The organism is Stenotrophomonas sp. RIT309 (genome assembly GCF_000632045.1).
Lineage (GTDB): Bacteria > Pseudomonadota > Gammaproteobacteria > Xanthomonadales > Xanthomonadaceae > Stenotrophomonas > Stenotrophomonas indicatrix.
Genome location: NZ_JFYS01000004.1, coordinates 22,977 through 45,710 on the forward strand (window position 1 = coordinate 22,977; position 22,734 = coordinate 45,710).

Annotated in this window: 33 protein-coding genes; 30 read left to right on the forward strand and 3 right to left on the reverse strand. The window is 65.5% G+C overall.

The window, feature by feature from the left end:
• The first annotated feature begins 43 nt into the window (after positions 1-43).
• From BW38_RS17000 to BW38_RS16920, 22 genes are all read left to right on the forward strand, one after another.
• Positions 44-511 (forward strand): head completion/stabilization protein, encoded by a 468-nt coding sequence (locus BW38_RS17000; protein ID WP_032975096.1) that lies wholly within the window; start codon positions 44-46, stop codon positions 509-511.
• Positions 511-726, forward strand: coding sequence for a tail protein X (locus BW38_RS16995; RefSeq protein WP_032975097.1), 216 nt, complete (start codon positions 511-513; stop codon positions 724-726). Before BW38_RS17000 ends, BW38_RS16995 begins: the two co-directional genes overlap by 1 nt.
• Before the next feature lies 1 nt (position 727).
• Positions 728-1,084, forward strand: a complete 357-nt coding sequence (locus tag BW38_RS16990; protein WP_032975098.1) for a putative holin — start codon at positions 728-730, stop codon at positions 1,082-1,084.
• Positions 1,077-1,352: a phage holin family protein gene (locus BW38_RS16985; protein WP_032975099.1), complete on the forward strand. Its 276-nt coding sequence runs from the start codon at positions 1,077-1,079 to the stop codon at positions 1,350-1,352. The genes BW38_RS16990 and BW38_RS16985 overlap by 8 nt, the downstream gene beginning before the upstream one ends.
• Positions 1,352-1,987 carry a glycoside hydrolase family 19 protein gene (locus BW38_RS16980; protein WP_032975100.1) on the forward strand — a complete coding sequence of 212 codons (636 nt, stop codon included), beginning with the start codon at positions 1,352-1,354 and terminating at the stop codon, positions 1,985-1,987. The genes BW38_RS16985 and BW38_RS16980 overlap by 1 nt, the downstream gene beginning before the upstream one ends.
• A gap of 20 nt (positions 1,988-2,007) precedes the next feature.
• A complete protein-coding gene (locus BW38_RS16975; protein WP_032975206.1) occupies positions 2,008-2,490 on the forward strand; it encodes a hypothetical protein in 483 nt (160 codons plus the stop codon).
• Complete coding sequence (locus BW38_RS16970; protein ID WP_032975101.1) at positions 2,483-2,974, forward strand: phage tail protein; 492 nt, start codon at positions 2,483-2,485, stop codon at positions 2,972-2,974. The genes BW38_RS16975 and BW38_RS16970 overlap by 8 nt, the downstream gene beginning before the upstream one ends.
• The gene (locus BW38_RS16965) at positions 2,967-3,434 is read left to right on the forward strand and encodes a phage virion morphogenesis protein (protein WP_032975102.1); all 468 of its coding nucleotides are present in this window, start codon (positions 2,967-2,969) and stop codon (positions 3,432-3,434) included. Before BW38_RS16970 ends, BW38_RS16965 begins: the two co-directional genes overlap by 8 nt.
• A gap of 81 nt (positions 3,435-3,515) precedes the next feature.
• The gene (locus BW38_RS16960) at positions 3,516-4,406 is read left to right on the forward strand and encodes a baseplate J/gp47 family protein (RefSeq protein WP_032975103.1); all 891 of its coding nucleotides are present in this window, start codon (positions 3,516-3,518) and stop codon (positions 4,404-4,406) included.
• A gap of 853 nt (positions 4,407-5,259) precedes the next feature.
• The gene (locus BW38_RS0120455) at positions 5,260-5,814 is read left to right on the forward strand and encodes a phage tail protein I (protein WP_032975207.1); all 555 of its coding nucleotides are present in this window, start codon (positions 5,260-5,262) and stop codon (positions 5,812-5,814) included.
• Complete coding sequence (locus BW38_RS16955; protein ID WP_032975104.1) at positions 5,811-7,265, forward strand: phage tail protein; 1,455 nt, start codon at positions 5,811-5,813, stop codon at positions 7,263-7,265. The genes BW38_RS0120455 and BW38_RS16955 overlap by 4 nt, the downstream gene beginning before the upstream one ends.
• A 9-nt stretch (positions 7,266-7,274) precedes the next feature.
• Entirely contained in the window at positions 7,275-7,889 is a 615-nt protein-coding gene (locus BW38_RS0120460) for a hypothetical protein (RefSeq protein ID WP_051584884.1), read from the forward strand.
• A 5-nt stretch (positions 7,890-7,894) separates the two neighbouring features.
• The gene (locus tag BW38_RS0120465) at positions 7,895-8,464 is read left to right on the forward strand and encodes a phage baseplate assembly protein V (RefSeq protein ID WP_051584887.1); all 570 of its coding nucleotides are present in this window, start codon (positions 7,895-7,897) and stop codon (positions 8,462-8,464) included.
• Between the two features lie 7 nt (positions 8,465-8,471).
• Entirely contained in the window at positions 8,472-8,936 is a 465-nt protein-coding gene (locus tag BW38_RS16950) for a hypothetical protein (RefSeq protein ID WP_032975106.1), read from the forward strand.
• A 138-nt stretch (positions 8,937-9,074) separates the two neighbouring features.
• The gene (locus BW38_RS16945) at positions 9,075-9,434 is read left to right on the forward strand and encodes a GPW/gp25 family protein (RefSeq protein WP_032975107.1); all 360 of its coding nucleotides are present in this window, start codon (positions 9,075-9,077) and stop codon (positions 9,432-9,434) included.
• Positions 9,435-9,449: 15 nt separating this feature from the next.
• Positions 9,450-10,616 (forward strand): phage tail sheath protein, encoded by a 1,167-nt coding sequence (locus tag BW38_RS16940; RefSeq protein ID WP_032975108.1) that lies wholly within the window; start codon positions 9,450-9,452, stop codon positions 10,614-10,616.
• 26 nt (positions 10,617-10,642) lie between these two features.
• Positions 10,643-11,152, forward strand: coding sequence for a phage major tail tube protein (locus BW38_RS16935; RefSeq protein ID WP_032975109.1), 510 nt, complete (start codon positions 10,643-10,645; stop codon positions 11,150-11,152).
• Between the two features lie 52 nt (positions 11,153-11,204).
• Entirely contained in the window at positions 11,205-11,552 is a 348-nt protein-coding gene (locus BW38_RS0120470) for a phage tail assembly protein (protein WP_051584888.1), read from the forward strand.
• Positions 11,553-11,560: 8 nt separating this feature from the next.
• On the forward strand, positions 11,561-11,677 hold the full coding sequence (locus BW38_RS21365; RefSeq protein ID WP_081794530.1) for a GpE family phage tail protein: 117 nt from the start codon (positions 11,561-11,563) through the stop codon (positions 11,675-11,677).
• A gap of 70 nt (positions 11,678-11,747) precedes the next feature.
• Positions 11,748-14,618: a phage tail tape measure protein gene (locus BW38_RS16930; protein ID WP_032975213.1), complete on the forward strand. Its 2,871-nt coding sequence runs from the start codon at positions 11,748-11,750 to the stop codon at positions 14,616-14,618.
• Between the two features lie 11 nt (positions 14,619-14,629).
• Positions 14,630-15,028 carry a phage tail protein gene (locus BW38_RS16925; protein WP_032975110.1) on the forward strand — a complete coding sequence of 133 codons (399 nt, stop codon included), beginning with the start codon at positions 14,630-14,632 and terminating at the stop codon, positions 15,026-15,028.
• Positions 15,025-16,023, forward strand: coding sequence for a phage late control D family protein (locus BW38_RS16920; RefSeq protein ID WP_032975111.1), 999 nt, complete (start codon positions 15,025-15,027; stop codon positions 16,021-16,023). The genes BW38_RS16925 and BW38_RS16920 overlap by 4 nt, the downstream gene beginning before the upstream one ends.
• A gap of 80 nt (positions 16,024-16,103) precedes the next feature.
• Here BW38_RS16920 and BW38_RS21165 read toward each other — a convergent pair whose 3' ends face one another.
• Complete coding sequence (locus BW38_RS21165) at positions 16,104-16,571, reverse strand: helix-turn-helix domain-containing protein (RefSeq protein ID WP_081794531.1); 468 nt, start codon at positions 16,569-16,571, stop codon at positions 16,104-16,106.
• 84 nt (positions 16,572-16,655) lie between these two features.
• Between BW38_RS21165 and BW38_RS16915 the strand changes: the two genes are divergently transcribed.
• Genes BW38_RS16915 through BW38_RS16895 form a run of 5 tightly spaced genes read left to right on the forward strand, consistent with a single transcriptional unit; the run spans position 16,656 to position 20,464 of the window.
• Positions 16,656-16,871, forward strand: coding sequence for a DNA-binding protein (locus BW38_RS16915; protein WP_032975112.1), 216 nt, complete (start codon positions 16,656-16,658; stop codon positions 16,869-16,871).
• Positions 16,872-16,880: 9 nt separating this feature from the next.
• On the forward strand, positions 16,881-17,207 hold the full coding sequence (locus BW38_RS16910; RefSeq protein WP_032975113.1) for an ogr/Delta-like zinc finger family protein: 327 nt from the start codon (positions 16,881-16,883) through the stop codon (positions 17,205-17,207).
• An 11-nt stretch (positions 17,208-17,218) separates the two neighbouring features.
• The gene (locus BW38_RS16905; protein ID WP_152543274.1) at positions 17,219-17,539 is read left to right on the forward strand and encodes a hypothetical protein; all 321 of its coding nucleotides are present in this window, start codon (positions 17,219-17,221) and stop codon (positions 17,537-17,539) included.
• Complete coding sequence (locus BW38_RS16900; RefSeq protein WP_032975115.1) at positions 17,536-17,754, forward strand: hypothetical protein; 219 nt, start codon at positions 17,536-17,538, stop codon at positions 17,752-17,754. Before BW38_RS16905 ends, BW38_RS16900 begins: the two co-directional genes overlap by 4 nt.
• Before the next feature lie 7 nt (positions 17,755-17,761).
• Positions 17,762-20,464 carry a toprim domain-containing protein gene (locus BW38_RS16895; protein ID WP_032975116.1) on the forward strand — a complete coding sequence of 901 codons (2,703 nt, stop codon included), beginning with the start codon at positions 17,762-17,764 and terminating at the stop codon, positions 20,462-20,464.
• 200 nt (positions 20,465-20,664) lie between these two features.
• On the opposite strand, the gene BW38_RS16885 is transcribed toward BW38_RS16895, so the two are convergent.
• Together BW38_RS16885 and BW38_RS16880 are read right to left on the reverse strand one after the other, a co-directional pair.
• The gene (locus BW38_RS16885; RefSeq protein WP_032975117.1) at positions 20,665-20,964 is read right to left on the reverse strand and encodes an addiction module antidote protein; all 300 of its coding nucleotides are present in this window, start codon (positions 20,962-20,964) and stop codon (positions 20,665-20,667) included.
• Between the two features lie 81 nt (positions 20,965-21,045).
• Positions 21,046-21,333: a type II toxin-antitoxin system RelE/ParE family toxin gene (locus BW38_RS16880; protein ID WP_032975118.1), complete on the reverse strand. Its 288-nt coding sequence runs from the start codon at positions 21,331-21,333 to the stop codon at positions 21,046-21,048.
• Positions 21,334-21,715: 382 nt separating this feature from the next.
• Between BW38_RS16880 and BW38_RS16875 the strand changes: the two genes are divergently transcribed.
• The 3 genes from BW38_RS16875 (at position 21,716) to BW38_RS16865 (ending at position 22,702) form a co-directional block, all read left to right on the forward strand.
• Complete coding sequence (locus BW38_RS16875; protein ID WP_032975119.1) at positions 21,716-21,955, forward strand: hypothetical protein; 240 nt, start codon at positions 21,716-21,718, stop codon at positions 21,953-21,955.
• On the forward strand, positions 21,952-22,224 hold the full coding sequence (locus tag BW38_RS16870) for a hypothetical protein (protein WP_032975121.1): 273 nt from the start codon (positions 21,952-21,954) through the stop codon (positions 22,222-22,224). The genes BW38_RS16875 and BW38_RS16870 overlap by 4 nt, the downstream gene beginning before the upstream one ends.
• Before the next feature lie 70 nt (positions 22,225-22,294).
• A complete protein-coding gene (locus tag BW38_RS16865; protein WP_032975122.1) occupies positions 22,295-22,702 on the forward strand; it encodes a hypothetical protein in 408 nt (135 codons plus the stop codon).
• Positions 22,703-22,734 lie beyond the last annotated feature (32 nt).

The following is a 22,734-nucleotide window of genomic DNA, read 5'->3' on the forward strand; positions in this document are numbered from 1 at the left end:
CCTGGTGTGACGCCCCGACCACCGGCGACCTATCGAGGCAACCATGAGCAGCTTCACCGCCAACACGTCACCTGTCGCCAAACAGCAGCCTGTCACTGCCGGGCCGTTCTGGCCGGAGATCGACGTCGGCGTGCTGCGAGAGTCGGTGCGCGTCGCAGGCGATGTCCCTGCGCCGCGTATGCGGGCCACGGTGGTCATGGCGGTTATGTCCGTCACGCGGGAACTGGAACAGTGGCAGGCGGCCAAGGTGGCCGCCGGTTACGCCACCCTGGGCGATGTGCCGGCACAGGAGGTCGACGGCACATCACGCCTGGTCCAGCTGTATCTGCGCGCCGTGTACTGCGCCACGGCAGTGGAACTGCACGAACGCTACCGCTCCTATGACGCTACGGGCCAGGGCAACCAGCGTGCAGACGATCTGGCGCCCACGATCGATGAGATCCGCCGCGACCTACGCAACGCGATCAGCGACCTGCTGGGCACCCGGCGCGTCACAGTCGAGTTGATCTGATGCGCGTTCATGCCCAGCAAGGCGACACCATCGACCAGCTGTGCTGGCGTCACCTGGGCGCCACGGCGGGCATGACCGAACAGGTGTTCGCGCTGAATCCCGGCCTGTCCTTGCACGGGCCAATCCTTCCGATGGGGACGCCGGTAACGCTGCCGGCCCTCCCCCCATCCCATTTGATCGCCACCGAGCGACCGCTGATCCAGCTCTGGGACTGAAATGACCGAACCAACCTCGCTCACCGGCACCGTAATGGTCGCCACCGGCCTCGGCCTGGCCTCCCTGGTGCCCGGCATCGACGGCGATGCCCTGATTGGCGCCTTTGCCGGGGGCACGTTGTTCGTCGTCTCGGCCAAGGATCTGCCCATCTGGAAGCGCCTTGTCTACCTGATCGTCAGCGTGATCGCCGGATACTACGGCGCCGGCGAGGTGCTGCGCTGGGTGCCGCTGCAGTCCACCGGCATGGCCGCCTTCGCCGCCGCAGCCTGCGGCATCACCGTCACGCTCGGCCTGATTGAGCGCGGCCGAACCTTCGACCTGTCCCGTATCCGTCGCGGAGGGCCACCCAGTGCATAACCTGCTTGTCGTCGCCACCCTGGTCAGCAGTCTCGCCATCTGCGTGCTGCTGATTACCTACCGGCCGGGACCGGATGCCCGGCACCGCATAGGCGTGTCGTGCTGTGCGTGGCTGCTGATCGCCTGTACCGGTGGCCTTGCCATCAACGTCGCATTGTTTGGCGCAGCCGCACACGTCAGCGTGTGGCAGCTGGGCCTGTTGCTTGTCCTACTGTTGGTGACCTACCGCGCCCGAGGCAACGTGGCGCGCATTCTGAGGGTCGAGTAGTGGTCACCGCCGAGCAACTGAGTCAGATCATGCAATGCCCGCTGCCGCGTGCGCAGCGCTGGGCGCCCGCGCTGAACGCGGCCATGGTGCGTTTCAACATCACCACCAAGCGCCGTGCCGCGCACTTCCTCGCGCAGATCGGCCACGAAAGCCTGAGCCTGTCGCGGGTCGAAGAGAACCTCAGCTACAGCCGCAAGCGCCTGCCGGAAGTATTCGGCAAGCGCATCGCCGCCACCGAGCTCGACGCATTCGTCCACCAGCCGGAGAAGCTTGGCAACCGCGTGTATGCCGGCCGCAACGGCAACGGCAACGAGGCCAGCGGCGATGGCTACCTCTATCGTGGCCGCTGCCCCGTGCAGATCACCGGACGCGGCAACTACCGGCACATCGGCCAGCTGATCGGCCAGCCGCTGGAACAGCAGCCGCAGCTGCTGCTGGATGTGGAAGTGGGCGCCGCGGCCGCTGCCGCGTACTGGAAGGACGCCGGCCTGAACACTACCGCCGATGGCGGCGACGTGCTGGCGGTCAGCCGCCGCGTCAACCTCGGCTCGGTCACGTCCAAGGCCACGCCCGAAGGCATGGCCGACCGGATCAGCCGCACCAATCGCGCCTTGCAAGTCCTGGGGGCTGCGTGATCTCCCGACGCCTGGCGGCGATCCTGGCCGCGTTGCTGGTGATCGTGCTGCTGCTGGGCGTTGCGGTCGCGCTGGTGCAGCAGCGACGCATTGATGGCATTGGCCGTCAGCGCGACAACGCCGAGGCCGAGCGTGATGCGGCCAAACAGGAGCGCGATGCGCTCAGCGGCGACGCCAAAGTCGTCACGCGCTACGTCGACCGCGTGCAGTACGTGCGCGAAGCCGGCGCCACCATCGTCAAAGAGGTACCCGTCTATGTCACGCCCGAAGCTGATCGCGCTTGCCTTGTGCCTGCTGGCTTTGTCCGCGTGCACGACGCAGCCGCCGAAAACCGCCCCCTGGCCGGACCTGCCGGAGATCCTGATGCGCCCGCCGCCGGTGTTGCGCTCTCTACCGTCGCCAGCACCGTCACCGACAACTACACCACCTGCCACGCCATCCGCGAGCAATTGATCGGCCTGCAGGACGCGGTGCGCCAGCGGCAGGCGTCCGGCCGTGATTAAGCCCGATTCCCTGCGCACGCACCTGATGGCAGCCGTCCCCGGCCTGCGGGAGAGCGCCGAGCGTCTGCTGGTGTTCGTGGAGGATGGAAAGCTGCAAAGCAGCTACCAGCCCGGCCTGTCGTTTCAGTACCAATACACGCTGGCCCTGATCCTCACCGACTATGCCGGGAGCCCCGATTCGTTGATGCTGCCGGTGCTGCAGTGGCTAACCCGGCACCAGCCGGAGCTGCTCGCCAATCCGGCCCGGCGCGACGATATCGGCTTCGATGTCGACGTGCTCGCCGACAACCTGGTCGACGTCGCGCTCAAGCTGCCGCTGACCGAGCGCGTTGTGGTAACGACGCAGCCCGACGGCTCGTTCCTGCTCACCCACGTGGGCGAGCCTGCCACCGAGGACTATCACGCCGCGTCGCTGGCCGGCGGCCAGGTGGTCGACGCTGAGGGCGCGCTGATCGCCTCCCTGCCTGGCATTCCTCTTGTCTGAGGATCTGCGCGCCTTGGAGCAGTGGGTAGAACCGCTGCTGGCGCGCCTGCAGCCCGCTGACCGCGTCCGCCTTGCCCGCCGCGTAGGTACGCAGCTGCGACGCGCCGAGCAGCGCCGTATCGCTGCACAGCGCAATCCTGACGGCAGCGCCTACGCACCCCGTCGCAAGCCCTCACCGGCCCGGCAGAAGGCGGGCCGAATCAAACGCGCCGCCATGTTCGCCAAGCTGCGCCAGGCCAAGCATCTGCGCGTGCGCGCTGATGCGCAGCAGGTTTCGGTAGGCTTCGTCGGCCGCGTCTCCCGCATCGCAACCGTTCACCAAGAAGGCCGAACCGATAGCGTCATCCGCGGCGGTCCGCGCGTGCGCTACGAGCAGCGCCGCCTGCTGGGCTTCTCCGACAGCAGCCTCGCCCTGGTACGGGACGCGATCATGGACCACCTCACCGCCGGAATGCCGTAGGCGTAGCGGTTACACACACCGGGAATGGCTACGGGCATGGGGCGATGACACCCTTGATACGCCCCTGCGCCTGGTGTCGCCATGTCCACCTTTACCGCCGTCGAACTGTCCAAGCTGCCCGTCCCGGACCTGACCGAACAGGTCAGCTTTGAGCAGTCCTACGCCGATCTGAAAGCCACCCTGTACCTGCTGGCGCCTGAGTACGCCACGCTGCTGGAATCGGACCCGATGAGCGTGCTGCTGCAGGTCTGCGCGTACCGCGAAGTCCACCTGCGTGAATCGTTCAACGTGCGCGGCAAAGGCAACATGTTGGCCTATGCCGGCGGCGGTGATCTGGACAACCTCGGCGCCTTCTTCGGCGTAGTGCGCCAACAGATCACGCCTGCCGATCCCAAGACCAACACCCCGGCTGTGATGGAGAGCGACGTCGAACTGCGGCGCCGCATCCAGCTGGCCCCGGAGGGCTACAGCGTCGCTGGCCCGGAGGGCGCCTACCTCTTCCATGCGTTGTCGGCAGATCCCGACGTGCTTGATGTCAGCGCAATGAGTCCCACCCCCGGCGAGGTGCTGGTGACGCTGCTCTCGCGCAGTGGCGATGGCATTCCCTCGCCCGGCCTGGTCGAGCGCGTAGCCGCTGCTTTGATGGATGGCAACGTGCGCCCGCTGACGGACCTGGTCACTGTCCGGGCCGCCGAGATCATGCGCTACACCGTGAAGGCGGAGATCGTTACCTACGCCGGCCCGGATGCCGCTGTGGTGCTGGAAGAAGCGAACCGCCGCCTGCGCGCCTACGTGGATGAGTCGCACCGGCTGGGCCGTGATGTACCGCGCTCGGGCCTCTATGCCTCGCTGCATGTTGAGGGCGTCCAGCGGGTGAACCTGATCGAACCGGTGGATGACCTGTTCATCGCAAATCATCAGGCCGCGCACTGCACCGCCTTCGACATCGTGCACGTGGGCAACCATGAGTAAGCGCATCACCAAGCGGCTGACCGATGAGCCAGTCGGGATCGGCGATGGCGCGCGCACTGTGTTCGCACCGACGTTCCTGGGCAAACCCACACGCCTTGCCACAGAGGTAACGTCGATCTATCGCCGCGACTGGCGTGGCCGGCAGCGGCTGTCGCGCGAGCCCCGCCACAACCTGCTGGCCGACTCCGACGTTCTGGCGGCCAAGGTCGGCAGAATTGGCACCACCGGCGCCTTCCCACCTGGCTGGTCCTTCCCACCCGGCCCGTTCGGCGGATGGACGCGCGAAATTGTTGCTGTCGGAACGCTGGAGGACGGCACCCCCTACTTCGATCTGCGCCTGGCAGGCAAGAGCGTCGCATCCTACGTTCGATTCTTTGATGTGATCTTCCAGACCACACCAATTCCGGCTGCACGGGGCAGCATCTGGACGGTAAGCGTTGGTCTGCAGATCGTCGCCGGTGACCCGGAGGCAGGCTTCCGTGAGCCGCTGCGCCAACTGGTATTGGCTGAGTGCGATCGGAACGGTCAGTACCTGGTCAGCAGCACCAGCACCAAGCCCAATCCGGCCACGCTGCAGCGCCTTTCCGTCACCCGAAAGCTGACCCACGAGGACGTGGCCGGCATCAAGTGCTACATCGGAATGGCAGTCGACCCGGATAGCAGCGTTGACGTGACGTTGCGCATATCCCAGCCGCAACTGGAACCCACCAGCGGCCCAACGCCGTACATTCCCACGCGCGGCGGCGCGCGTACCGTCACCGACTATGTGCTGGACGAGCGCAAGCAGATCCACCTGGGCGAGGCGCCGCCAATTGGGGCGACACTGGCGTGGGACGGCAGCGTCGGTGTTGACATGGGCACCAGCCTGCTGCCGCCAAACGCCACCGCGTTGGAACGAACCGCCGAGGCGGTCACCGCGCGCAGCTTCGACATCGGCACAGTCGTCGGGCTGCTCTGGAACCCCGCCACCTGCCCCGAGAACCTGCTGCCATGGTTGGCGTGGACGATGTCCGTGGACACATGGCGCAACAGCTGGCCGCTGGCGGTGAAGCGCGCCCGGGTCGCCAACTCGCTGATCGTGCAGCGCCGTAAGGGCACTGCGCGCAGCATCGCGGACGTGGTGGACAGCTTCGGTGGCGTGGTCGACATCACCGAGTGGTGGCAGACGACGCCTCGCGGCACCCCACACACATTTGCGCTGACGCTGACCCTTGGCGGCCAGGACGGCGAAACCACCACCGCGCAGTACGTCGATGACGTCATTGCCGAGGTGAACTTCACCAAGCCGGTACGCAGCCACTTCACCTTCACCCAAGGCATCAACCTGGCCGGTCGCGTGGGCGTCATCGCGGCCACCCGAGCCGCTGTGTTTGTCCGCCTTCAAGCTACGGAAGCTACCACTCCATGACCGGCCTCAGATTCATCGTTACCCGCCGTGGCCGCGAGGCCATCGTCAACGCTCAGCAGAGCGGCACCGCCCCGGTGCTGGCCCACGCCCTGGGCCTCACCGCCGAGGTCATCGAGCCCCACCGCGAAATGCAGTCGCTGCCCGGCGAACACACGCGCCTGCAGTCGATCAGCGGAGGGGCCACAGCGCGGGACACGATCCACGTCACGGCCCGCGACGCCACCGACGCCACGTACTCGGTACGCGGCATCGGCCTGTACCTGGCCGATGGGACGCTGCTGGCGGTCTACGGCCAGCCGGCCGTATTGGCGGAGAAGTCAACGCAGGCTGTGCTACTGCTCGCCGCCGATGTCCAGTTCGCCGACATCGCGGCGACCGACATCACCTTCGGCGACACCAACTTCGACCTCAACGTGGGCACCGAGGAAAAGGCCGGTGTGCTGGAATTGGCCACCCCGACTGAAACAGCTACCGGCACCGACGCGACGCGCGCCGTCCATTCGAAAGGGCTGCGCGAACTGCTCGACGCGCGGTTCGGTCCGGGCGCGCCCACCGCGCTTGCCAAGAAGCTGATCGCTGCCGCAACGGAGAGCGCTGTACGCCAGCTGTTGGGCCTGAAAGGAGCGTCGCTCAAAGACGATGGCGAGGGCAACGGCTTGGATGCTGACCTGCTGGACGGCAAGCACGGTGCACACTACCTCGCTTGGGAGAACCTCACCGGCGTACCTGCCAGCGCCTACATGCCCGGCCAGGTGATTACCTTCGCCGGCAAGACCGCACCCTCGGGCACGCTGGTGTGTGACGGTCGTGAACTGCTACGCACGGACTACCCACGCCTGTTCGCGGCCATCGGCACCACCTACGGCGGCAATGCCGAGGGAACCACGTTCAAGCTGCCCAAGGTCGATGAGGACAGCGGCGTCATCCATACCGGCGATCCTGCCAAGGTCGGCCAGAGCAGCGCCGGCTCAGTGGTTGCGCACACACACAGCGCGAGCGTGAGCGCAGCCGGCGCTCATGCTCACTCTGCCGGTGCCGATGCGGTGGGCGATCACGCTCACGGCGCCTGGACGGATGGTCAGGGCCACCACGGCCATACGGGCGGGACCAACTGGGTCGGTGACCATCAGCATCTGGTGCCGTTCGCAGACGCCGGCATCGCCTATCCGTGGGGCGGCGACTACAACAACCATGCTGGTTCACGCGGCAATGTCGACTACGACAACCCTTGGCCGAACACCAGCCCTGCCGGCGGCCACTCCCATGCCTATACAACCGATGGCAACGGCACGCACGCCCACAACATCGGCATGAATGGCGCCGGCAGCCACAGCCACACCATTAACGTTGCGGGCGTTGGCGACCACTCGCACGGCATCACCGTGGGTAGCACCGGCTCGACCCGCAACCTGCCCGCCGGCATACGGATGCTCTTTTGCATCGCCTTCTGAGAGACAACCATGCAACTGAAAACCGACCACGAAATCTACGGCCATTCTTTCGATGAGCAGACCGGTCTGTATCTGCTCCCAGTGCGGATCTACCCGGAGGCCGATGGCAGCTGCCCGATGCCGATCAACACCGTCGACTTTGCCCCGCGACAACATTGCGGATACTACGAGGCATGGCGGATCAACGCAGAGCGCACCGCTTGGGAGATCGTGCCGGAGTATCGTGGCGTCGCGCTATGGGACAAGGCCACGGGCGTTGCGGTCCACAACCAGCTCGCATTGGGTGATGTGCCGCCGCCAAGTGTCACAGTGAAGCCGCCGCTCGCCGTCGCCCCTGGTGAACCGGCCACGAACCGGTGGAACGAATCGCGCAATGCGTGGGAGCTGGTTCCCGACTACAGCCAAACCGCCATCTGGGAGAAGGCTACTGGCTTCTTTCTGCCGCCGTTGGCCGTGGGCGAGCCGCTGCCGGCCACCGCAACGGCGCTGGCACCACCGCGCGACAACACCGGGCCATGGCGCTACAGCGAGACTCAGGGCGGTTGGGAGAGCGTGCCGGCGCCAGAGCCGACTGAATCCGACCCGGTACCGCCGGAGTCCGCCACCGATCCTGCGGCGGGCTGACCGCCATGGCGCGCGGCGACATTCCAGCCGAGGTCAGCAACATGCTCCGCTGGGGCACGGTGATTGCCGTGCGCACCGCAGCGCCAGCACGCGTCCGCGTCCAGACGGGCGAGATCCAAACCGACTGGATCGCCTGGCTGGAACGCAGGGCCGGGCCGAACGGCCGCACCTGGCACGCGCCAGGCAAAGGCGAGCAGGTGCTGCTGGCTTGCCCCGATGGGGACATCTCACAGGCAGTCATCATCGGCAGCACGTCACAGGACGCGTACCCGCAGCCGGCTAGCAGCGAGGATGTCGACCGCACAACCTATCCCGACGGGAGCGTTGTCGAGTTCAACCACGCAACCTCGACCCTGTCGGTCCATGCCGGCAAGGGCCAGGTCATCGTGAACTGCCAGCAGGCCGAGGTGCATGCGAGCGCGGCGGTGGTGCTGGATTCGCCCACAGTGCACGCCACCGGCAGCGTCATGGCGGATGGCAACGTGTCCGCCGGCACCGGCGCTACGGGCACCTTCACTACCGGCACGGGCCAGGTCGTGAGCGTGGAACGCGGCAGCGTCACCAACATCTACTGAGGCACCCATGAACCCACAAGGCTCCCTCCCCTTCAACGCCGAGACATTCGAGCGCCTGGCGGACCAGATCAACGCGGTGCAGTCCTGCGCCGAACTGCAGGCGCTCACTGACGAAGCCATGCAGTCGGCCAACGCGCTGCTCGCCGGCATCGGCGCGCAGATGGCGGCGTTACAGCCGATGATGGCGCTGCTCAGCCCGCCGGGCATCAATCCCGCTGAGATCGTGACGTGGATCAACGGCTTGATTAGCGCTGTCATTCAGCCCTACGTGAAGCCTATGCTGGTGCTTCCGCTGCAGATCGCCCAGATAACCGCGGCTATCGCCAAACTGCAGGCTGCGATTGATTCGGCCGCTTCGCGCATCGGCTCCTGCAGCATCGAGATGCCGTCCGTCACCGTCCCCGAGCTGCCCAAACTGCCAGAGGTCCCTGAGCTGCCGTCTGTAGAACCGCCGAATCTGTCCGGCTCGTAGCCCGCAGGTGTTTGCGTAGCTGATACACGCCAACGGGAGCGCCTTCGGCGAAGGCCGTCCACAGAATGAGGTCATGGCTTCGACCTCGCCCCATCTGCCCCACCTGCGCCGTCGCGCTCCCTTGTGGAGCGCGGTGCAATGAGGGGCATGGATGCATCCACTGGCCGCTGGCTGGACGATGACGCGCACCTGGTGCAGTCCATCGCTCGCATCCTGACCACGCCCATTGGCACACGGGTGCAGCGCCGCGACTTCGGATCGCTCCTGCCCGAGCTGGTCGACCAGCCATTCAACAGCACCACACAGCTGCGCCTGTACGGCGCCGCTGCCACGGCGCTCATGCGCTGGGAACCTCGCCTGCAGATCAAGCAGCTGTCGCTGTCACGCGGCGAACGGCCGGGCGCGTTCGTGCTCGATGTCACCTGCCGTCGCGTGCGCAGCCAGCAGTCCAACGAGTTCACCCGGCTGACTGTCCCCCTCCGCTACCGCGAAACCTGACCCAAGGAGCCAGCAATGGACCAGTACCACCACGGCGTACGCGTCGTCGAAGTAAACGGCGGCACCCGCCCGATCCGCACGGTGGCCACCGCCATCCTGGGCATCGTCTGCACGGCCGAGGACGCCGACGCATCCGTATTCCCGTTCAACAAGGCCGTGCTGCTGACCGACGTGCGCGGCGCCGTCGCCAAGGCCGGCACCAAGGGCACGCTCGCCGCCAGCCTGCGCGGCATCGCTGACCAATCCAATCCCGTCGCCGTGGTCGTGCGTGTCGCTCAGGGCGCGGCAGATCCGGAGACCACCACCAACGTCATCGGCAGCAAGGACACCGGCACCTACACCGGCCTGCAGGCGCTGCTGGTGGCCGAGGCGCAGCTTGGCGTCAAACCGCGCATCCTGGCCGTGCCGGGACTGGATACGCAGGAAGTAGTCGCTGCGCTGGCCCCCATCGCCAAGACGCTGCGCGCCATGGCTTACGTGAGCGCGTCGGCCGCCGGCAAGGTGTCCGATGTCATCGTCTACCGCGATCAGTTCAGCGAGCGCGAGCTGATGATGATCTGGCCCGACTTCCTCGCCTGGGACACCGCCACCAGCACCCCGGCGATGGCCTACGCGACCGCCCGCGCCGCTGGGCTGCGCGCACGCATCGATCAGGAGCAGGGCTGGCACAAGTCGATCTCCAACGTGCCCGTTTCCGGCGTCACCGGCATCAGCCGGGACGTGCATTGGGATCTGCAGGACCCGAACACCGATGCCGGCCTGCTCAACTCCAAGGACGTGACCACCCTGGTCAACGTCAACGGCTACCGCTTCTGGGGCAACCGCACCCTGAGCAGCGATCCGCTGTTCGCCTTCGAAACGGCCACGCGCACCGCGCACATCCTGGCCGACACCATCGCAGAGGCGATGCTGGTCTACATGGACAAGCCGCTGCACCCCAGCCAGGTCAAGGACATCTTGGAGAGCATCAATGCCAAGTTCCGCGAACTGAAGAACGGCGGCTACATCATCGACGCCAACGCCTGGTACGACGAAGCCGCCAACCTGCCCACGTCCCTGTCGGGCGGAAAGCTGGTCATCGACTACGACTTCACACCGGTGCCCCCGCTGGAGAACCTGCAGCTGAATCAGCGCATCACCGACCGCTACTTCGCCGACTTCCCGAGCCGCATCAACGGCTGATCGGCACGACATAGGAATCCACGAACATGGCAATGCCCAGCAAGCTGAAAAACCTCAACCTGTTCAACGATGGCGAGAGCTACCGGGGGCTGGTGACCGAGTTCAAGCTGCCCACGCTGACCCGCAAGATGGAGGAATACCGTGCCGGTGGCATGGCTGGCCCCATCGATATCGACATGGGCCAGGAGAAGATCGAGGCCGAATGGAAGTGCGGTGGCCTGTCCCGCGAGGTGTTGCGCCAGTACGGCAAGACCACGCACAACGGCGTGCAGCTTCGCTTTGCCGGCGCCTACCAGCGCGACGACACCGGCGAGGTGGATGCGGTGGAGATCGTGCTGCGCGGTCGCCACAGCGAGATCGACGCCGGCACCGGTAAGGCAGGCGACGACACAGAGTTCAGCGTGAAAACCTCGGCCAGCTACTACAAGCTGTCGATCAACGGCCGCACTGAAATCGAGATCGACATGGTCGCGATGATTTTCATCGTGGACGGCAACGATCTGCTGCAGGAACAGCGCCGCGCCATCGGCATCTGATCCGCCCACCACGGCCCGGCACTGCCGGGCCATGCTTCCCACTGGAGAGACTATGAGCCGCAAGACCCACGACAACGCCCTGCTGGACACCACCACCGGCAAGGTCAGCGCCCCCGACTACGTCACGCTCGAACTGGATGCGCCCATCCAGCGCGGCGACCAGATCATCGAGACGCTGCAGCTGCGCAAGCCCGACGCCGGCACCCTGCGTGGCGTGAAGCTGGTCGACCTGTTGCAGCTGGATACCACTGCCATCCGCATGCTGGCGCCGCGCATCACCACTCCGACCCTGACCACCGCAGACATCGACAAGCTGGACCCGGCCGACCTGGTGACGCTGGGCACCGAGATCGCCGGTTTTTTCATGAAGAAGGCGGACCGGGAATCCCTGAACGCGTAGAGGATGCGATGGCCGATGTGGCTGTCATCTTCCACTTCCAGCCCAGCGAGATGGACCGCTGGACCGTGACCGAGTTGATGGAATGGCGGGAGCGAGCCGTCGAACGTAGTGGAAACAACACATGATCCCCACCAGCGCAGCCCTCTCCCCGTCCACCCGCCGTGATTGTTCGGCGGCCCGCACCGAGGGGCTGCGCTGATGGCCGCTGACAACCTGCGCATGCAGGTCATCCTGTCCGCAATGGATAAGGCGACCGCGCCGTTCCGCAAGATCCAGCGCGGCGGCAAGGGGCTTGCCGACCAGCTGCTGCAGTCACGCGATGCGCTGCGCAAACTCAATGCAACCCAACGCGATCTGGGCGCCTTCCGCCAGCAGGTAGCTGCATCGCGTGAATCGGCTACTGCCTACGCCGCACAGCAGGCCAAGGTGCGCGGACTGGCTGCCGCCGTCGCCGCTGCCACGCAGCCCTCCCGCGCACTGACCAAGCAGTTCAAGGACGCCACCCGCGTCGCCGGACTGATGAAGGACAAGCAGCAACAGCAGGCGGCAGAGTTGCAGCGCCTGCGCAGCGGTCTGGACCGCGCCGGTATCAGCACGCGCAACCTTGGCAACGATGAGCGTCGCCTGCGTGCGGACATTGCCCGTACCAACGAGAGCATCAAGCGGCAGGAGACACGCCTCGCCGCCGCCAATCGGCTGAAGGAGCGCGCAGCCCAGCTGCAGAGCGCCGGCATCGGCATGGTCGGCACCGGTGCCGGATTGGCATTCGGCGGCCAACGTGCCCTGATGGCCGGGGCGCTGCCGCTGTCTGAGGCCATGGGCTTTGAATCGGCCATGGCCGATGTCCGCAAGGTGGTGGACTTCGACACGCCCGAGCAGTTCAAGGAAATGGGTCGGGAGGTGCAGAACCTCTCGACCAAGCTGCCGATGGTGTCGACCGACATTGCCAAGATCGTTGCCGCTGCCGGTCAGGCCGGCATCGCCAAGGCCGAGCTGGTCAGGTTCGCCGAGGACGCGGCCAAGATGGGCGTTGCCTTCGACACCACCGCCGAGGACGCCGGCCAAACCATGGCGACCTGGCGCACTGCGTTCCGCATGGGGCAGGACGATGTCGTCGTGCTGGCCGACAAGATCAACTACCTGGGCAACACCGGCCCCGCCAGCGTCCAGAAGATCAGCGAAGTGGTGAACCGAATCGGCGCGCTCGGCGAGGTCGCCGGCCTCGGCAGCGGGCCGCTGGCCGCGCTGGGCGCGACGGTTGCCGGTATGGGCATCGAGTCCGAGGTGTCGGCCACCGGCATCAAGAACATGCTGCTCACGCTGTCGTCGGGCGAGGCCGCCACCTCGCGGCAGGTCGCTGCGTTCAGCAAGTTGGGCATCAAAGCCACCGATATGGCGCAGGCCATGCAGAAGGATGCCGGCGGCGCCATCCTGAGCGTGCTCGACAAGCTGAAACTGCTGCCCAAGCATGAGCAGGCGGCGACGATGACGACGCTGTTCGGGCGCGAATCCATCGGCGCGATCGCTCCGCTGCTGACGAACCTCGACCTGCTGAAGACCAACTTTGACAAGGTCACCGATGCCACCCAATACAGTGGCTCGATGTCGGCCGAATACGCGTCACGCGTGGCGACGTCTGAGAATGCGCTGCAGCTGCTGAAAAACACCGTGAACGTAACCGGCCAGGCCATCGGCGAGACGCTGCTGAGCGACTTCAAGGCGCTGGCCGAACAAACCGCCGAAGTGGTGAAGACCGTGATCGACTGGATTCGGGAGAACCCCGAGCTGGTGAAGATGCTCGCCAAGGCGGCCATCGTCGGCGCCGCCCTGGTCACCGTCTTCGGTGCGTTGATGGTTACCGCTGGCGTGGTGGCGATGTCGTTCTCACAGATCAGTGCTGCCATGGCGCTGCTGTCCTCTGGCGGCGGCATGGGCGGCTTGGTTACGCGCGTAACGTCGCTGGCCGGCCGCGCGTTCCCGTTGCTACTCAACGTGGGACGCATGCTGCTGCCGCTGCTCGGCGGCATCAGCCTGCCGGTGCTGGCCATCGGCGCCGCCGTGGCCGTGGTCGCTGCCCTGGTGTGGAAGTATTGGGAACCGATCAAGGCGTTCATGATCGGCGTATGGGAAGGCATCCTCGACGTGGTCAATCCGATCATGGACGAACTGATGACCGCGCTGGAGCCACTGGGCCCGGTGTGGGACATGATCTCCAATGCCATGAGCCAGGCTTGGGATTGGGTCAAGAAGCTGTTCGAACCCTTTGAGGCCACCAGCGAGCAGCTGCAGGGCGCCACTGACGCCGGCCGAGGGTTCGGCCAGATCCTGGGCAACGTGCTGACTGTGAACCTGCGGCTGGCTGTGAAGGCCATCGGCTGGCTGGTCGACGCGTTCACCACCATCCTGCCCATCATCAAGAACGCCATCGGGGGCGCGTGGAAGTATCTGCAGGGCGCATGGGATCTGATCGTGGGCCTGTTCACCCTTGACGGCGATCTGATCCGCAACGGCTTGTCGTCCATGTGGGACGGCATCAATCAGATCCTGGTGGGCTGGCCCGCCAAGATGCTGCAGTCCGGCAAGGACATGATCTCTGGCCTGATCGACGGCATCCGCTCGATGGCCGGTTCCGTGGGCGATATCGTCAGCAACATCGGCAGCGGCGCCGTCTCCGCGTTCAAGAGCGTGCTGGGCATCCACAGCCCCTCGCGCGTGTTCAAACAGCTGGGCGACTACACCATGCAGGGCTTGGCCGGCGGTCTCGACGGCGGCCAAGATCGCGCTGTGCAGTCCGTGGTGGGGCTCGGCGACCGTATGAAGCGCGCCGGCGCTGGGATGGCGATGGCGGCCGCTGTGACGCCCGTGGTGCCTGTCAGCAGCGCGCCGGTCATGGCGCCGTCTGCCGGCGGCGCGGGCATGACGCAGGCCGGTGGCAACACCTATCACATCACCATCCAAGCCGGTGCCGGCGCCGATGCGCAGGCCATTGCGCAGGCCGTCCGCGCCGAACTGGATCGCCGCGACCGCGAAGCGGGTTCACGGCGCAACGCCCGCCTTACTGACTGAGCACTGCCACCATGATGATGTCCCTGGGCACGTTCGTTTTCTCGCTCTCCACCGCCGCCTACCAGCAGCTGCAACGCCAGATGTCATGGCGCCACCCAACCAGCGAGCGCGTGGGCGCGCGTGCGGCCCGGCAGTACGTTGGCCCCGGCGAAGAGACCATCGACCTGTCCGGTGTGATCCACGCCGAGCTGGCCGACGATCTGCTCACGCTGGATGTGCTGCGGGAGCTGGCCGCCGAGGGCCGCCCGCTGGCGCTGGTGGAGGGCAACGGCACGGTCTATGGCGCCTACGTTATCCTCTCGATCAACGAAGGTCGGACGGAGTTCTTTTCCGATGGCACGCCGCGCCGCATTGATTTCCAGCTGCAGCTGGCGCGTACCGACGATGACACGGAGGAAGCGGCAGCATGAGCGCCTTCTACCCGATTCCGCAGTGGCGCGCGACACTGGACGGTGTAGACATTACCGACCGGCTCGCGCCGCGCCTGCTGGATCTGAGCCTGACCGAAAGCCGGGGCGATGAGGCCGACCAGGTTGACCTGCGCCTGCATGACCATGACGGACGCCTGGCGCTGCCGCGTCGCGGTGTGACATTGGCGCTGGCATTCGGCTGGGCTGACAGCGGCATGGTCAACAAGGGCACGTTCGTGGTCGATGAGGCTGAACACAGCGGCCCGCCCGACATCATCACCATTCGCGCCCGCAGCGCGGATCTGACGCACTCGATCCGCACGCGCCGCGAGCGCAGCTGGCATGACACCACGCTCGGGGCAGTGCTGCGCGCCTTGGCCGGGGAACACTCGCTGAAAGCAGCCATAGCGCCTGCGCTCGATAGCGTGGCGTTACCGCATCTGGATCAGGCAAACGAAAGCGACGTGAACCTGCTCACGCGGCTTGGCAAGCGATTCGATGCCGTGGCGACCATCAAGGCCGGTACTCTGATCTTCAAGCCCATCGATGGCACTACGACCGGTGACGGCATCAGCCTGCCGGTGCAGAAGCTGACACGCGCATCGGGGGATTCGCACCGGTACGCCGTGGTCGACCGCGATGCGGTGACCGGCGTGCGTGCCTACTGGGGTGATCGCGGCGCGGCGCGGCGCAAGGCCGTGCTGGTGGGCACCGACAAGAACGAGAAGAAGCTGCAGGCTACCTACGCCAGCGAGAGCGAGGCGCGGCAACATGCGACGGCGGAGTTGCAGCGGCTGGCACGGGGTACAGCGACACTATCGTTCAAGTTGGCGCTAGGCCGTGCCGATCTTTATCCCGGTCAGACGGTGAATGTCGCGGGCATCAAGCCCGAGATCGACGGCACGGACTGGCTGGTGGTGAAGGCGACGCACACCATTGATGGCGGCGCCGGCTTTACGACGTCCCTTGAACTTGAACGCGGGGCAACGGCGTAGGCGCCTGTCGCGTTTGCCTCTACAGGCGCCCTTGCCCCGGTCGATATTTTGACCAACAGCCAGTATCAGCTGCCCGATATTTAGCTCGAGCGTTTCCGGCCGCCCTTGTTGCGCGAACCGATCTGGAAGCTGACATCGCCCTGGGTCACCGTGCCCGCATTGACCTGGCCGGAATTATTACCACCCACCATCGGCGCCGCACCGGCTTCGGCGTGCTTTGCAGCAGCCTCCTTCGGCGCCGTCAGCATCAGTCGCACCGCAAAGCGCATTTCAGGCGATGCCGACCGGAAGCGCGCAAGCATCTCGCCGTCTTCGTCGTCCAGTTCGGTTGGGAATCCGGTCAGCACATACCCGATATCAACGCCCAGCGCGGCCAGTTCATGCAGGTAAGCGGCGGTCGGTGAGTTGACGCCCGTCTCGTAGCGCATCTGCGTGTTCTTGTTCTTGCCGGCGCGCGAGCCCATTTCCTCTTGGCTCAGGTCCAGGCGCTCACGTTCGGCACGCAGTCGTGCGCCCACGCCGAGCTTAGGATCTTCAGTGAGTGACATTTTTCGAACTCTCCATGTTGACTGGTGCGCTTTTTCGCACTATCGTTGCCCCAAGTACACAATAATCACACTTTGGTGCCCGATATGTCCAAACCTGTCCTAAAAACCGCACCCCAGGTGCGAGAGGAACTCGACCGGCAGGGCATCTCCATCGCCGAGTTCGCCCGCACCCACAATCTCGACAAGCGCGCCACGTGGCTGGTGCTGTCCGGTCGCAACAAGGGTCGCCGTGGCGAAGCGCACAAGGCCGCAGTAGTGCTGGGCATCAAGGCCGGCACCGTCGATCCCGCGTCGAACTGAGGGCCGGTCATGTCTTCGCACAGCGCACGCAGGAAGGTGGTCTTTCGCTGCCCCTTCTGCCATTCCCCTTTGGTGAAGCGCACCAGCCACCTGAGCCATGACCACCTTCGGCACGACTCGTTCAACTGCACCAACCCGGTCTGTTCTGCCGCTTTCACCGGGCACACCGAACTGACCGGCGTTGCCAGTCCCAGCGGCCTGCCTGATGCACGGCCGACTGATCTTCCCCCAAGCCCCGCATATGCCCGCGAGATCGCCCAGCGCGCTCACCGCATGCAGCACAGCGGCAACCAACCCGATCTGCTGGACGCATTGCCGCTCCCCGCCGACCACTGAGGTAATCAACCATGGCTGTTCTTGAACTGGCGATGCTCTCGCCAATGGCGAAGCTTTGCCTGCAATCCACCATCCGTCACGGCGGGTTGGTGGTTGGCGCACGCGGCTACACCGGCCGTCAGGCCGAGGCCGGCGAAGCATTCACCGCTGCGCCCGTGTGGCAGTTGATGGCCTTGGGCCTTGTGCGCTGCGCCCCCGGCAATGACCGCCTGCTGGAAGCGACTGATCGCGGTATCGAGTTGAACGACTGCGGCGTGGTCGAAATCAAGAACCCGCCCGAGGGGCTGGGCCTGACCGACGCCGAGGCCGACCAGGGCGAGGCCACCCCATGAGCCAGCGCGACGCATGGTCGACCGCACAGGTGCCCTTCCTCGTCCCCGGTCCTGCCGGGTACGTGCCTACCGATCCTGCCAAGAAGGCAGAAGACGCCGCCACGTTGGCCGCGCGGGTAGCCGCGTTCCGCAAGGCAGGCGGCAAGGTCGAAGTCATCACCGAACCCACCTACCGCCCGCAGAAAAGCAGCAAGCGCCGCAGCGCGAAGGCCTGAACCGATCATGCAAGAAGACATCCGCCAGCAAGTTCTGCAGCGCATCGAGCGGGACTACGGCCTCAAGCACCGTCCCAGCACGGAATACATGCGCGGCGGCAAGTGCCCCGCCTGTGGTCAGAAGGAGCTTTACACCAGCTTCCAGAATCCGTGGGTGCTGCGCTGTGGCCGCCAGGCCAAATGCGGGCATGAGGTCAGCGTCAAGGATGTCTACGACGATCTGTTCGATGACTGGTCAAAGCGCCACGAACGCACGGAGACGGCGCCGCACGCTGCGGCGGACGCCTACCTGCGGTACTCGCGCGGCTTCGATCTGACCGCGCTCCGTGGCCTCTACACGCAGGAGAGCTACTTCGACCGCAAGTCCAGGGAAGGCACCGCGACGGTACGGTTCCCGCTGACCAAGGGCGGTTATTGGGAGCGCCTGATCGACCGCGCTCACCGCTTCGGCAAGCAGAAAGCGCGCTTCATGCCGGGCCAGAGCTATGCGGGCGCCTGGTGGATCGCCCCCGCTGCGGCCGACATGCTGCCGACCGCGCGTGAGGTCTGGATCACCGAGGGCATCTTCGACGCTATCTCGCTCCTGCAGCATGGCATCGCGGCTGCATCCGGTATGTCCAGCAACGGCTACCCCGAAGAATCGCTGCGCGCCCTGCGCGACCAGCGCGGCGGCAAGCTGCCGGTGCTGGTGTGGGCCTACGACAACGAGCCAACCGCACGTGACTACGTGCGCAAGCATGCCCGCCGGGCCGAGTCGCTGGGCTTCAAGAGCCGTGCAGCACTGATCCCGCAGAAGCCGGGGAAAAAGACCGACTGGAACGACCTGCATCTGCGCGCGTCGACCATCAACGACGCCGACGCACGCCAGGCTCAGTGGGATGCCGACATCGCGGAGGCGCGCTATCACGGCGACGTGCTGCTGGCGAAGTCCGCCATCGAGAAGGGCCTGCTGATGTATGCCCACACGCAGCGCCGCGAGTTCCACCTTGAACACCGCTCGCGCCTGTTCTGGTTCAGCTTCGATAGCGTGAAGTTCGACAAGCTGTGCCAAGAGCGCGCCAAACGCAAGGAAGACCCGGACGAGGAACTGGACGCCGACGAGGCCGAGAAGATCCGCCGCGCCTGCTGCAGCGTGGAAGAAATCGCCAACTGCTATCCCGAGGCGCTCTACTTCCAGAGCCATGAGGTGACCGACGAAAGCTGGTACTTCTTCCGCGTCAGCTTCCCGCACGATGCGCCGCCCGTGAAGGGCACCTTTACCGGTGCGCAGGTCGCCAGCGCCAGCGAGTTCAAGAAGCGCCTCATCAGTATGGCGCAGGGTGCGGTGTTCACCGGCACCGGCCACCAGCTGGATTGCATCATCCGCGACGTGCTGTATGACATCACCAAGGTCCAGACCATCGACTTTGTTGGCTACAGCGAGGATCACAAGTCCTACATCCTCGGCGACGTGGCGGTGCGCGACGGCGAACTGAGCATCGCCAATGCCGAGGACTACTTCGAGTTCAAGAACCTGCGTGTGAAATCCACGCAGAAGTCGATCCGACTGGACATTCAGCGCGACCCCGAAAAGCAGCGCAACGACTGGCTGGCGTGGCTGTGGATGTGCTTCGGCACCCACGGCATGATCGCGCTCACGTTCTGGTTCGGCTCGCTGTACGCCAACCAGATCCGCAGCGCGCACAAGTCGTTCCCCTTCTTGGAAGCGACGGGCGAGGCCGGCGCCGGCAAGACCACGCTGCTGACCTTCCTGTGGAAGCTGCTCGGCCGCAGCGACTACGAAGGCTTTGACCCGGCGAAGTCATCCAAGGCCGGCCGCGCCCGCGCCATGGGCCAGATTTCCGGCATGCCTGTGGTGCTGCTGGAGGCCGACCGCAGCGATGCCGATCGCTCGCACGCCAAGTCGTTTGAATGGGATGAATTGAAGGACTACTACGGCGGCGGCACGCTCGCCACGCGCGGCGTGCGCAATGGCGGCAACGACACGTACGAGCCACCATTCCGGGGCACCATCGTCATCAGCCAGAACGCCGCCGTGGACGCCAGCGAGGCCATCCTGACGCGTATCGTCAAGCTGCACTTCCGCAAGCCGCAGGTCACCACTGAAAGCCGCATCGCGGCCGACAACCTCAACGCCCTGCAGGTGGAGGAACTGAGCCATTTCCTGATCCGCGCCGTCCGCGCCGAAAGCCAGGTCATGGAGAAGTTCGGCGAGCGCGTGCGCTTCTACGAGGGCAAGCTGCGCGAGCGCGGCGAGCTGCGCATGGAGCGCGTCATCAAGAACCATGCGCAGATGCTGGCGCTGTTCGACGCCCTGCGCCTGGTCATGGAGATCCCCGAGGATATGGTGGTCGCCACGCGCGAAGCGCTGGTTGCGGCCGCACTGGAGCGCCAGAGCGCGGTCAGCGCCGATAACGCCCTGGTCACCGAGTTCTGGGAGGTCTACGAGTATCTGGAAACCACCAACGGCGGCATGCCGGTGGTGAACCACTCGCGCGATCCATCGCGGATCGCCATCAACCTCAACGAGTTCGCCGCCAAGGCAGCGCACCATTCGCAGCAGCTGGCAGACCTCAAGGTGCTGCGTACGCTGCTGCGTGACTCGCGCCGGCATAAGTGCCTGGACACGAACGTCGCCGTGAACAGCGCTATCCGTCAGGGCACCATGGGTGCCGCCGCCACGGTCAAATGCTGGGTGTTCAAGGCATGAACACCCTAACCGTTCGCCAATCCCCAACGCGTGCGCGCCAAGTCAACAGTGGCCTGTGCCAGCGCCATGAACTGCGGGTCGTCCCCCGCTTGCTCTTCGCTGGCTTCCAAGAACAACCGAATGTCGTCCTCGGTTCGCAGGTGGTCTGTAGCCTCCCACGCGTGCAAGGCAACCTTGCCCGGTTCCGCCTGGCCCATCGGTCAGGCAGCGCTCGCGTGCAGCTGCACGCCGAGGGCACGCGTCACCTTGAGGATGGTGGCGAAGTCCGGGCTGCGCTCGCCGGACAGGGCTCGGTACAGGCTTTCGCGCGACACACCCGCGTCGCGGGCAACCTTGCTCATGCCCTGGGCGCGGGCAATATCGCCGAGCGCCTTGGCGATGAAAGCAGAGTCGCCATCGCTTTCGGCAATGCACGCATCCAGATACGCGGCCATTTCCTTGGGGGTACGCAGGTGTTCGGCGACGTCAAACGTCTCCAGCTGAATCTTCTTCTTAGCCATGAGTGTGGGACTCTTAAATGGGTGGTAGCAGTACTTCTTAAACTGGGTGTATCGGTGACTCTGTTGTCTGCGATGCGCCTTCTAGAGGTTACGGGCCAGCTCCTTCGCTTTATCGATATCACGCTGCTGCGTGCCCTTATCGCCGCCTACCAGCAAGATCACCAGCTCATTTCCGCGCTGCGTGTAGTACACCCGGTAACCCGGACCTACATCGACGCGCAGTTCCGAAATACCACCGGTAAGGTTCCGATGATCGCCGGGGTTTCCATCGCCCAAGCGGCGGATTCGGGCCAGAATGCGAGCGCGCCCCGCAAAGTCCTTCAGGCCGTCGATCCATGCGGTGAACTGTGGCGTGCGCTTCATTTCCATGGGAACGACTGTAGCCCAACGGCTACACATGGTCAAGAACTTTGTAGCCCTAGGGCTACAGGCCCGTGGGCGCCGAATGCGCGCCTTGAATCGTTCACCCGATGCTTGACACCTGCAAAAAACGAGGGCAAAGTCCGCTGCAAGGAGACTCAAAACTCCGAGATCACAGCGGAAACCGCGCCCGTCAGCATTGCGGTTTTTTTGCGCCTGAAATCCAAGCGCACCGACGTCTTCTGCGTCGGGAGGGCGGCAGCTATACAACACCCGCAAGGGGAAATCTGCCCGCCGGTCTGTGATCCGGTTTTGAGCCTCCCGACACCCTCGGAGCGACGACTCAAAACGTCTCCCCGAGGTTCCAACTCGATCACAGGAGACGTCTCCGATGTCGCACGACACTCAAGTTGCGCCTGCTCATGCTGCGCGCCAGCTCGCACACTTTTTCGGCCAGATCGCCGACACCACCGAATGGAACCACGCCTGCTGGCAGGGTCTCTTTGCGCGCCTCCTCGGCGCGGGGAAGACGCCGGCAGAGTTGACGCTGGGCGAGATCCAGAACGCCGTCGATCAGGTAAAGGCCCGGTGGTCAGATTGCCAGGGCACCGGCCCGAGGGCGCTGTCATGAGCGCGCACACCCGCAACGGCACCCGCACAGCGGCGGATGTGGTCAACAGCATCCACTTCGTGGTGCACGAGAACGACATCGACCGTCTCTGGCAGGCCCAGCAGGCCGTTGACCTGCTCGCGCTGCTCGATACCGATCAGCCCTCCCCCATCACTCTCGACCACATCGCCGCAGTCGCGGCGTACGTGGCGGAGGATCTGCGCCACGTGTTGGGCAATGCCCACCGGGCCGACCAACTGCCAGCCGTAGACCTGGCGGACACCCTGTAAGAACGGGTCCGGCCGGTGGCGCGCCAACGCCACCGCTGGGCCTTCCCACCACGACGCTCGGAGAAGAGCCATGTATCAGCAAACTGAGTCACCCCCAGCCGCCGCATGTTCGCAGGGGGCCGACACCGGACCCGCCGCGCAGGCTACCACGCAGCCGGAATTCACCCCGGTAGCCGACAACAAGGCTGTGCTGCAGTTCACCATCAGCCCCGATGAGATCGTCGTGACCGCGATTCTCGCCATGGGGCCGACGCGCTGCATCGAGCAGCGCTGGACGCGCCGGACCCGCAGCAGCTTTCTGCTGGCTGCAGGGCCAGTACTGTGGGAGATGGAGAAGGACGCCATCGGTCACGACCTGGCCGACTTCCTCGACCGTGCCGGCGTGCCCCCTGCCATCGCCAACATGCTGCCTCGGCCTGCCAGCACCGCCGCATCCGCGGCTATCGCTGCAGCAGCGCTGGAGGTGGCCAATGTCTGAGAGCAAGCCATGCCGATGCGCACGGTGCGAGA

Coding starts and splice junctions, on each gene's coding strand:
- BW38_RS17000 (WP_032975096.1), top strand. CDS start 44: ATGAGCAGCTTCACCGCCAACACGTCACCTGTCGCCAAACAGCAGCCT.
- BW38_RS16865 (WP_032975122.1), top strand. CDS start 22,295: ATGTATCAGCAAACTGAGTCACCCCCAGCCGCCGCATGTTCGCAGGGG.
- BW38_RS21165 (WP_081794531.1), bottom strand. CDS start 16,571: ATGTCACTCACTGAAGATCCTAAGCTCGGCGTGGGCGCACGACTGCGT.
- BW38_RS0120470 (WP_051584888.1), top strand. CDS start 11,205: ATGAGCCGCAAGACCCACGACAACGCCCTGCTGGACACCACCACCGGC.
- BW38_RS16935 (WP_032975109.1), top strand. CDS start 10,643: ATGGCAATGCCCAGCAAGCTGAAAAACCTCAACCTGTTCAACGATGGC.
- BW38_RS16875 (WP_032975119.1), top strand. CDS start 21,716: ATGTCGCACGACACTCAAGTTGCGCCTGCTCATGCTGCGCGCCAGCTC.
- BW38_RS16880 (WP_032975118.1), bottom strand. CDS start 21,333: ATGGAAATGAAGCGCACGCCACAGTTCACCGCATGGATCGACGGCCTG.
- BW38_RS16910 (WP_032975113.1), top strand. CDS start 16,881: ATGTCTTCGCACAGCGCACGCAGGAAGGTGGTCTTTCGCTGCCCCTTC.
- BW38_RS16885 (WP_032975117.1), bottom strand. CDS start 20,964: ATGGCTAAGAAGAAGATTCAGCTGGAGACGTTTGACGTCGCCGAACAC.
- BW38_RS16895 (WP_032975116.1), top strand. CDS start 17,762: ATGCAAGAAGACATCCGCCAGCAAGTTCTGCAGCGCATCGAGCGGGAC.
- BW38_RS0120465 (WP_051584887.1), top strand. CDS start 7,895: ATGGCGCGCGGCGACATTCCAGCCGAGGTCAGCAACATGCTCCGCTGG.
- BW38_RS16870 (WP_032975121.1), top strand. CDS start 21,952: ATGAGCGCGCACACCCGCAACGGCACCCGCACAGCGGCGGATGTGGTC.
- BW38_RS16955 (WP_032975104.1), top strand. CDS start 5,811: ATGACCGGCCTCAGATTCATCGTTACCCGCCGTGGCCGCGAGGCCATC.
- BW38_RS0120455 (WP_032975207.1), top strand. CDS start 5,260: ATGGGCACCAGCCTGCTGCCGCCAAACGCCACCGCGTTGGAACGAACC.
- BW38_RS16920 (WP_032975111.1), top strand. CDS start 15,025: ATGAGCGCCTTCTACCCGATTCCGCAGTGGCGCGCGACACTGGACGGT.
- BW38_RS16950 (WP_032975106.1), top strand. CDS start 8,472: ATGAACCCACAAGGCTCCCTCCCCTTCAACGCCGAGACATTCGAGCGC.
- BW38_RS16900 (WP_032975115.1), top strand. CDS start 17,536: ATGAGCCAGCGCGACGCATGGTCGACCGCACAGGTGCCCTTCCTCGTC.
- BW38_RS0120460 (WP_051584884.1), top strand. CDS start 7,275: ATGCAACTGAAAACCGACCACGAAATCTACGGCCATTCTTTCGATGAG.
- BW38_RS16960 (WP_032975103.1), top strand. CDS start 3,516: ATGTCCACCTTTACCGCCGTCGAACTGTCCAAGCTGCCCGTCCCGGAC.
- BW38_RS16945 (WP_032975107.1), top strand. CDS start 9,075: ATGAGGGGCATGGATGCATCCACTGGCCGCTGGCTGGACGATGACGCG.
- BW38_RS16990 (WP_032975098.1), top strand. CDS start 728: ATGACCGAACCAACCTCGCTCACCGGCACCGTAATGGTCGCCACCGGC.
- BW38_RS16940 (WP_032975108.1), top strand. CDS start 9,450: ATGGACCAGTACCACCACGGCGTACGCGTCGTCGAAGTAAACGGCGGC.
- BW38_RS16915 (WP_032975112.1), top strand. CDS start 16,656: ATGTCCAAACCTGTCCTAAAAACCGCACCCCAGGTGCGAGAGGAACTC.
- BW38_RS21365 (WP_081794530.1), top strand. CDS start 11,561: ATGGCCGATGTGGCTGTCATCTTCCACTTCCAGCCCAGCGAGATGGAC.
- BW38_RS16905 (WP_152543274.1), top strand. CDS start 17,219: ATGGCTGTTCTTGAACTGGCGATGCTCTCGCCAATGGCGAAGCTTTGC.
- BW38_RS16995 (WP_032975097.1), top strand. CDS start 511: ATGCGCGTTCATGCCCAGCAAGGCGACACCATCGACCAGCTGTGCTGG.
- BW38_RS16925 (WP_032975110.1), top strand. CDS start 14,630: ATGATGATGTCCCTGGGCACGTTCGTTTTCTCGCTCTCCACCGCCGCC.